The sequence below is a fragment of the Neisseria sp. HMSC067H09 genome, assembly GCF_001814135.1.
Lineage (GTDB): Bacteria > Pseudomonadota > Gammaproteobacteria > Burkholderiales > Neisseriaceae > Neisseria.
In genome coordinates this window covers 60113-68009 of record NZ_KV814927.1, presented here as the reverse complement: position 1 = coordinate 68009, position 7897 = coordinate 60113, and the positions used below count along the sequence as shown (strand labels likewise).

Here is a 7897-nt window from a genome sequence, read left to right as displayed (position 1 = left end):
TATTGGGATCGATAGCAAAAGGTCGTCTGAAAATATTTCAGACGACCTTGGTTGTTTACGATGCCGGTATCTCCGCCGCGCAAGGTTTGGCGGTTTTATGTTTTGGCGATTTCAGGAAATTGCGGCAGTCTTCCAAAATTTGGGGCAGAAGCGGTTCGAATTCCTTTCTACTGCGGATTTTGCCGGTGTAAAACGGCATCATGTAAGGATAGTAATAATACATATCTTGCATCCATTGCGCGCCTTCTTTGGTTTTACCTTGACGGTAGAGGTAGAGGCCGACCTGGTAGGCATTGCTGTAAGGGCGGTAGGTGAGTGCGTCGAATGCCGCTTTTTGCGCCCAAGGTTGGACTTTTTCATCGGCCGGATCGGCACGGCGGGTCAGGCTCAGGTCGGCATAATAGGCCAGCATGGGACTGGTTTCGGAAATGCGGCGCAGTCCGGAAATTTTGGCGTTGGCTTGAGACGGGTCGTCGGTTTTGGGTTGACGGCTGTAAGCGGTCAGGTCGGTGTAGTTCCAGCCTAAGTGCAGCGTGCCGCCGATAATGGCCAATGCGGCGATACCGCCTGCCAAATTGCGGCGGCGGGCTTGTTTGATTCCGTCGGATACATCTTCATAACGCGCGCTTGAGAGCGAAAGCATGAGGGCGAACGGGGTCAGGAAGTAGATGTACCAAAGCGGGTATTCGAGCATGCTGTGGCACATGGTTACGCTTGCGGCGGTCAGTAGGAACAGGTTGGCAGGATTAGACGGACGGGCAATCAAACGCCAAACGCCCGCCAGCATGGTTCCCGCGCTCAATAATGCGCCTGTCAGCCCCATTTCGGCAAGGATTTGCAGGATAAGGTTGTGGCAGTGGGTGAACAAAACGCCTAGGATGTTATTGGCAAAGTATTGTTTTTCGGCATTTAACAGAAAACTCAGGCTGCCGAAGCTGTTCCAGCCGTGTCCGAGGATTGGGGAGCGGGTAAAGGCGGTCCAGGCATTCCGCCATTCGATTTGGCGCGCAGAACCTTCAAAATCGCTGTGCCCCGCACGTTCGACGGCGGTTTCGTAACGGCTGTTGCCCAGTAAATCAAGCAATGTCCCCATGCCGAACTGGAAAACCGCAGCCAATACCGCTGCGAATAAGAAGATTTTAATTAAGCGTGCCGATTCGCGGCCTGCCCGCCAGTACCAAAAAGGCAGAATCAATACGATAGCGATGATGTAGCCCAAGATAGTGCGCGAGTTGACCAAACCCAAGACGGCAGTCAGCAGAAATACGCAAATAAATCCCAGCCAGTCGGGCATTTTCCGCGTTGCCCACAAATAGGATGCGGCAAGTACGCCCCACATCAGATAATGGCCCAGATGGTTGCGCTGCCCGAGCTGGCCGTTTACCGTTCCGCCGCCGTAAGCCAATATGCCGTGAAACAGGGAAATGTCCGACCATCCTTTGAACTGCATAAACGCCACGACAGCCTGCGCAGCTGCACCAAAAAACAATGCCCATGCGAATACGGTAACAATTCTGTCCTGCCCGTAAGCGGAAATCCAGCCGCGGCAAGCCCAGGCAGACAGTGCGAGGATGACGAAGGTCCATGCCGCCAAGTCGCTCATCCCGGGATACAGCAAGCCCATTATCCGAGGCTGTATCGCCCAATATGCCGCCATCAGCAACAGTCCGACAGATACATAAGGCAGGCGGATATTGAGCAGGCCTTTATATGCCGAAGCCAATACTAAAATTGTCGCACCCAACAGGGAGCCGGCTTCAAGGTAGAAGCTCGGCAGTGGGCCTACGCGGTAAATCGACAGGAAAGGGACGGCGCAAACCCAGATAAAACAAACCCATAAAGGCAGCAGGCGGATATTCCATTCATTTTTAAGATGATATGCGGTACGGGCAAACATTATTTCCCCTCTTTTTTGTGTTGTTTGATAAATGCGAGGCAGGCGACAAAGAAAATTATGCAGGAGGTAAGCGACAATGCGGCGCACAGACGTTCGGCAGGCGAAGCGTCAAACAGGCGCATGACCGCCTCGGCAAAATAAATCAGAATCAGCATAGAGCTGTATTGATAAGTATAAATACGGCTCTTGAGTATGCCGCCCAGCGGCAGGCATAAAGGCAGGGCTTTGAGGGCAAGCCATGAACCGCCGTTGCGCAAAGGCGCAATCCACAATTCCCAAGACAGGGAAAGCAGAATCAGAAAAATCAGGCTGGCACACGAGGCAAGATAGGGTAGGGAAGGTTTCGATGATGTATTCACGGGCAGGTCTGAACGGCTTTCAGCCGGATATTGGAACGGGAATTATACCGAAACAGGATGTGATGACGCAAAAAGGTCGTCTGAAAACCTCTATTTGAAGGTTTCAGACGACCTATTGCCGTTTCATCAGTTTTTTTAGATTTTGGTGAAGATGGCTTCGTTTTCAAAACGTGATTTGGGTAAAGCGGCGTTGAAATCGTCTGCGGCACGGTAGCCGAAGGAGACGACGGCGACGGCTTTGTAGCCTTTTTCGGTCAAACCGAATTCCTCATTCAAAACCTGCAAATCCACGCCTTCCATCGGCACGGCGTCGATGCCTGCTGCGGCAGCGGCGAATAGGGTGAAGCCTATGTTGAGATAGACTTGTTTGGCAAGCCATTGCTCTTCATCTTGGATTTGGTTGCGGTGGATGCCCAAGAACAAGCGGCGGGTAGAGTCGCCGGCCTGCTTGGCTTCTTCCGTGGCGAAGCGCCCGTCTCTGTCTTCTTGCGCTAATACGGCGGCGACATAATCATCGTCGGCGCAAACGCGGGCGGTGAAGACGACGACGTGGGAGGCATGAGTAATTTTTGGGGCGTTGTAAGGGAGTTTTTCGGTGGATTTGGCAATGCGCGCTTTGCCCGCTTCATCATCGGCGATGATGAAGTGCCACGGCTGCATATTGACGCTGGAGGGGCTGTTGCGCAGGGCGGCTTCGATATGGGCGAAGTCTTCGGCTGCGATTTTTTTGGACGGGTCGAAAGATTTGGTGCTGTATCGTTGGCGGACGATTTCGGTAATATTCATGATTTATTGCCTCTTTATAAAAAAAGAAAAACAGATTATAGGAAGGTCGTCTGAAAGGAGCAATCAGGCAAATCTTAATACTTTAGACGATAGGAAGACTTTTATTTTTCGCCGATTGAAGATAATAAGTGTATGCAAAAAAGCCTGAACAAATTGTTCAGGCTTTTTAAATTTGGCTCCCCGACCTGGGCTCGAACCAGGGACCTGCGGATTAACAGTCCGTCGCTCTACCGACTGAGCTATCGGGGAATGGGGCGTATTATATAGCCCTGAAAAAAAGTGTCAACTAAAATTTTAACTGACGAAACGGCAGCATTTCAAATATTTGAATGGTAAGTATATTATTTTGACTTTATTCCATTAATATTTTGCGCTGATTAATTTCCCGTTTTTAAATACCTGTTGCTGCATGACGTTGCCGTTGTAGGCATATACGGTTAATGAACCGTCATACGGTGTGGCGCGGAATTGTAGCAGCCGGTCGCGGGGCAAGGGGTAGGGGTCGGTGCGTTTCCTGCTGTTGTCGCTGTAGAAATCCTGTACCAGATATTCATGATTGTGCCTGCTGATTAATTGCCGATAGTAACCGCCCTTGACGGGGCTGTCGGCAGGGTTGCCCTGTGCGTCAAAGTAAGTAACGATTTGTTCCTCGATAATATGGATACCGCCGTTGTTTTTAGGGATACGGTTTTCCCTTTTGCCGATGCCGACGGGAATATTGACAGAGGTACCTAATCCGATATGGCTGCCTATACCTGTTCCCAAGCCGAGGCCTACCGACATGCGGGGCGAGTTTGCGGTGCAGGCGGTCAGGATGAAGGCGGATAGCGATAACGCGGCGGCAATAGGCTTCATAAGATAATTCTCATGGGTTGAATATCCATATAAAACAATTATATATTATAGATTGGCATAGGTAAAAAAATATCGGCGGCTAGACAGCCGCCGATATTTTTTATGAAGCCAAGATGCGTGGGAAAAGGATTTCGTTTTCCAAGTGGATATGTTCTTCCAAATCGTCCGACAGTTCTTGTGCCAACGCGTACAACCTTTGCTGGTCTTTATCGGCGTTTTGCGGCGGAGTGAAATGGTTGGTCAGGGTTTTCAACTGCGCCAGTGCACGGTCGTGTTCTTCGTGTTCGTGCATCATGACATTAACCGGCATGGCGGCACGGCTGCCCAAGCCTTGTTTTGCCATCGGGAACAACATACGTTCTTCCTTCATCATGTGTATCAGCAGCTCGTTTTGGATGTATTCGAGCAGTTCCGGCAGTTCGTCGGGGAAGCCGTCGGGCGAGGTTGAGGCGATTTTGTGCGCCAAGGGGACAAGTTCTTCAAGTTGTGCGCGGTGGGTATTGTGATAGCGGCTGATGACATGGTCTATCACGGTATTTACGGGGGAAACTTCCCAAACGGTCAAATCGGTCATGGCGGTATTCCTGAATTTAGTCGTTTTCAGACGACGTTTAAGGTTTGTGGTAAAGATTGATATTGTATGAATGTATTCGAAGCATACACCCCGCGCGGGCGGATGTACAGTTTTAGGCCTTGTTTCACGCAATACTTATAACCAATTTTTCTTTGCGGGAAACAAACCATTCTTTCCGTTTTTCAGACGACCCCGTTAAAGTGGCAGCATCTTCTTTTTCCCTTCCGAGCGACCATGTTATTACTCAAAACGCCCAGCGTACTGCCCGGCTTCAAAATCAGCCTCGGCCTGACCGTATTGTGCCTGTCGCTTCTGGTGGTTTTGCCGTTTGCGATGATGGCGGCGAAGGCGGCAGAAATCGGCTGGGGCGGCTTTTGGAACACGATTGCCGAGCCGAACGTGTTGGCGGCGGTGTGGCTGAGTTTGCGGATGTCGTTTTATGCGATGCTGACCAATGTCGTGTTCGGCACGCTGGTGGCGTGGGTGTTGGTGCGCTATGAATTTCCGCTCAAGGGGCTGGTGAACGCACTGGTCGATTTGCCGTTTGCGCTGCCAACGGCGGTTACGGGTATCGCGTTGGCGACCCTGTATGCGCCGAACGGTTGGATAGGCCGTTTTTTCGAGCCTTTGGGCATCAAAATTGCGTTTACGCCCGTCGGCATTTGGATTGCGCTGGTCGTCGTCAGCCTGCCCTTTATCGTCCGCGCCGTGCAGCCGGTATTAGAGGAATTGTCGGGCGAATATGAGGAAGCGGCGGCGACTTTGGGGGCAAACCGCTTCACGACGTTCCGCCGCGTGCTGCTGCCGGAAATCACGCCGGCACTCTTAACCGGCGCGGGCATGATGTTCGCGCGGGCAACGGGGGAATACGGTTCGGTGATTTTTATCGCGGGCAACATTCCGATGGTTTCCGAAATCCTGCCGCTGATTATTACGGGCAAGCTGGAACAGTTCGACGTACAGGGTGCATCGGCGGTGGCGTTGTTTATGCTGCTGGTTTCGTTTGTGATTCTGTTTGCGCTGAACGTGATGCAGTGGGCGTTGAGCAGACGTTCGGGAGCGAAGGGTTGAGGGGTCGTCTGAAAAATGTAGGTCGGATTCTTGAATCCGACGTTTTGACACCCGAAACCAGAAAAACGGAACACTGGATATTTTGTCGGATTCAAGAATCCGACCTACCGTGAAAAGTCGTCTGAAATCCCTGTTGCCGTCATTCCCGCGCAGGCGGGAATCCACCGCACGGCAACAGGAAAACAGAAAATCAATAAGGCAGCCGAAATTCACCAATGGATTCCCGCCTGCGCGGGAATGACGAAAGCTAGACGTTTTTTGTTCCCCTTTTAATCCATAAAAGATAAAAGGTCGTCTGAAAACGAATCCGCCCCACGAAAACGGTTTTTTCAGACGACCTCCAAACATCTTAAAACCAACCAGAGAACACCACCGCCATGAAACCCTATTCCATCAATCCCAACCTGACCGAACCGCGCTGGCTGCGCGTGCTGCTGACCGCCGTCGCGCTGGGGTTCCTGCTGCTGATGCTGGTCGTACCGCTTGTCGCGGTGTTTTACGAAGCGCTGAAAGGCGGTTGGTATCTGTACCTGCAATCTATTACCGATCCCGAAGCATGGGCGGCGATCAAGCTCACCCTGATTACCGCCGCGGTGGTCGTTCCCGTCAATGCCGTCTTGGGCGTGGCGATGGCGTGGCTGCTGACCCGTTTCGACTTCCACGGCAAGCAGTTGCTGACCACCCTGCTCGATTTGCCGTTTTCCGTATCGCCCGTGGTGGCCGGTTTGATGTTCGTCTTATTGTTCGGCGCGCACACGGCATTGGGCGGCTGGCTGGAAGCGCAAGGCATACAGATTATCTTCGCCATCCCCGGCATTATTTTGGCGACGCTGTTCGTTACCTTCCCCTTTGTCGCACGCGAAATCATCCCGCTGATGCAGGCGCAGGGCGACAGCGAAGAACAGGCCGCGCTGATTCTCGGCGCAAGCGGCTGGCAAATGTTTTGGCGCGTTACCCTGCCCAACATCAAATGGGCGCTGCTCTACGGCATTATTCTCACCAATGCCCGCGCGATGGGCGAATTCGGCGCGGTCAGCGTGGTATCGGGACACATACGCGGCGAAACCAACACCATCCCGCTTTTGGTCGAAATCTTCTACAACGAATACAACTTCACCGGCGCATTCGCCCTCTCCGGCGTATTGGCACTTTTAGCACTGGCGACGCTGGCGGTGCAGAACATCATCACAAAATTACAAGATAAAAAACTCGCCGCCGCCGAAAGGAACGCAGCATGAGCATCACCATCCAAAACTTAAACAAACACTTCGGCAATTTCCACGCGCTGAAAAACATCAACCTCAACGTCCCCACCGGCAAACTCGTTTCCCTGCTCGGCCCTTCCGGCTGCGGCAAAACCACGCTCCTGCGCATTATCGCCGGACTGGAAAACGCCGACGGCGGCAACATCCTCTTTGACGGGCAAGACGTAACCGCCAAGCATGTGCGCGAGCGCAAAGTCGGTTTCGTGTTCCAACACTACGCCCTCTTCCGCCACATGAACGTGTTTGACAACGTCGCCTTCGGTTTGACCGTATTGCCCAAGTCCGAACGCCCTTCCAAAGAACAAATCCGCACCAAAGTCGAAGAATTGCTGAAACTCGTGCAGCTCTCCCACCTCGCCAAATCCTATCCGCACCAGCTCTCCGGCGGCCAACGCCAGCGCATCGCCCTCGCTCGTGCGCTTGCGGTCGAACCGAAACTCCTGCTTTTAGATGAACCCTTCGGTGCGCTGGATGCCAAAGTCCGCAAAGAATTGCGTACCTGGCTGCGCGACATTCATCACAACCTAGGCGTAACCAGCATCCTTGTTACCCACGACCAAGAAGAAGCCCTTGAAGTTTCCGACGAAATCGTCGTCATGAACCACGGCAAAATCGAACAAACCGGCAGCGCCGAAGCCATTTACCGCAAACCCGAAAACGCCTTCGTAACCGAATTTCTCGGCGAAACCGACGCCTTCGAAGGCAGAATCGAAAAAGGCATCTGGCACTACAACGGCTTCGCGTGGAAATTGGATGCGCAATACAAATGGCAGGAACAAACCGCCACGGGCTACATCCGTCCGCACGAATGGCAGCTCGCCGCCGAACACGAAACCCCGATGATCCGCGCCGAAATCGAAAAAATCCACGCCGTCGGCGCACTGACGCACGTTTTGGTGAAACACGGCAAACAGGACGTACACATCACGCTCGCAGGCAGCGACGCCTCGCGGCTGGATTTGTCCGCCGGGCGGGAATTGGCATTGGTACCGAAACAGGTTTATGTGTTCTCGCAGAACGAGTTGATTGAATATTCGATTTGATGGTGAGATAACGAAAGGTCGTCTGAAAACAGGTTTTCAGACGACCT

At 52.6% G+C, this 7897-nt stretch carries 8 protein-coding genes and 1 tRNA gene; 3 read left to right on the top strand and 6 right to left on the bottom strand.

The window, feature by feature from the left end:
- Positions 1-55 precede the first annotated feature (55 nt).
- The 6 genes from HMPREF2954_RS08340 to HMPREF2954_RS08315 form a co-directional block, all read right to left on the bottom strand.
- The gene (locus tag HMPREF2954_RS08340) at positions 56-1897 is read right to left on the bottom strand and encodes a PglL family O-oligosaccharyltransferase (RefSeq protein WP_045072903.1); all 1842 of its coding nucleotides are present in this window, start codon (positions 1895-1897) and stop codon (positions 56-58) included.
- Positions 1897-2256 (bottom strand): DUF2069 domain-containing protein, encoded by a 360-nt coding sequence (locus HMPREF2954_RS08335; protein ID WP_045072900.1) that lies wholly within the window; start codon positions 2254-2256, stop codon positions 1897-1899. The genes HMPREF2954_RS08340 and HMPREF2954_RS08335 overlap by 1 nt, the downstream gene beginning before the upstream one ends.
- 135 nt (positions 2257-2391) lie before the next feature.
- Positions 2392-3042 (bottom strand): oxygen-insensitive NAD(P)H nitroreductase, encoded by a 651-nt coding sequence (nfsB, locus tag HMPREF2954_RS08330; RefSeq protein ID WP_045072898.1) that lies wholly within the window; start codon positions 3040-3042, stop codon positions 2392-2394.
- A 173-nt stretch (positions 3043-3215) separates the two neighbouring features.
- Positions 3216-3291, bottom strand: a tRNA-Asn gene (locus tag HMPREF2954_RS08325).
- 111 nt (positions 3292-3402) lie between these two features.
- The gene (locus tag HMPREF2954_RS08320; protein ID WP_045072896.1) at positions 3403-3897 is read right to left on the bottom strand and encodes a hypothetical protein; all 495 of its coding nucleotides are present in this window, start codon (positions 3895-3897) and stop codon (positions 3403-3405) included.
- 100 nt (positions 3898-3997) lie between these two features.
- Positions 3998-4471: a hemerythrin domain-containing protein gene (locus tag HMPREF2954_RS08315; protein ID WP_045072893.1), complete on the bottom strand. Its 474-nt coding sequence runs from the start codon at positions 4469-4471 to the stop codon at positions 3998-4000.
- Positions 4472-4705: 234 nt separating this feature from the next.
- On the opposite strand from HMPREF2954_RS08315, the gene cysT reads away from it, so the two are divergent.
- The 3 genes from cysT (at position 4706) to HMPREF2954_RS08300 (ending at position 7850) form a co-directional block, all read left to right on the top strand.
- The gene (gene cysT / locus HMPREF2954_RS08310; protein WP_003759178.1) at positions 4706-5542 is read left to right on the top strand and encodes a sulfate ABC transporter permease subunit CysT; all 837 of its coding nucleotides are present in this window, start codon (positions 4706-4708) and stop codon (positions 5540-5542) included.
- Between the two features lie 377 nt (positions 5543-5919).
- A complete protein-coding gene (gene cysW, locus HMPREF2954_RS08305) occupies positions 5920-6780 on the top strand; it encodes a sulfate ABC transporter permease subunit CysW (protein ID WP_045072891.1) in 861 nt (286 codons plus the stop codon).
- Positions 6777-7850, top strand: coding sequence for a sulfate/molybdate ABC transporter ATP-binding protein (locus tag HMPREF2954_RS08300; protein ID WP_045072888.1), 1074 nt, complete (start codon positions 6777-6779; stop codon positions 7848-7850). Before cysW ends, HMPREF2954_RS08300 begins: the two co-directional genes overlap by 4 nt.
- Positions 7851-7897 lie beyond the last annotated feature (47 nt).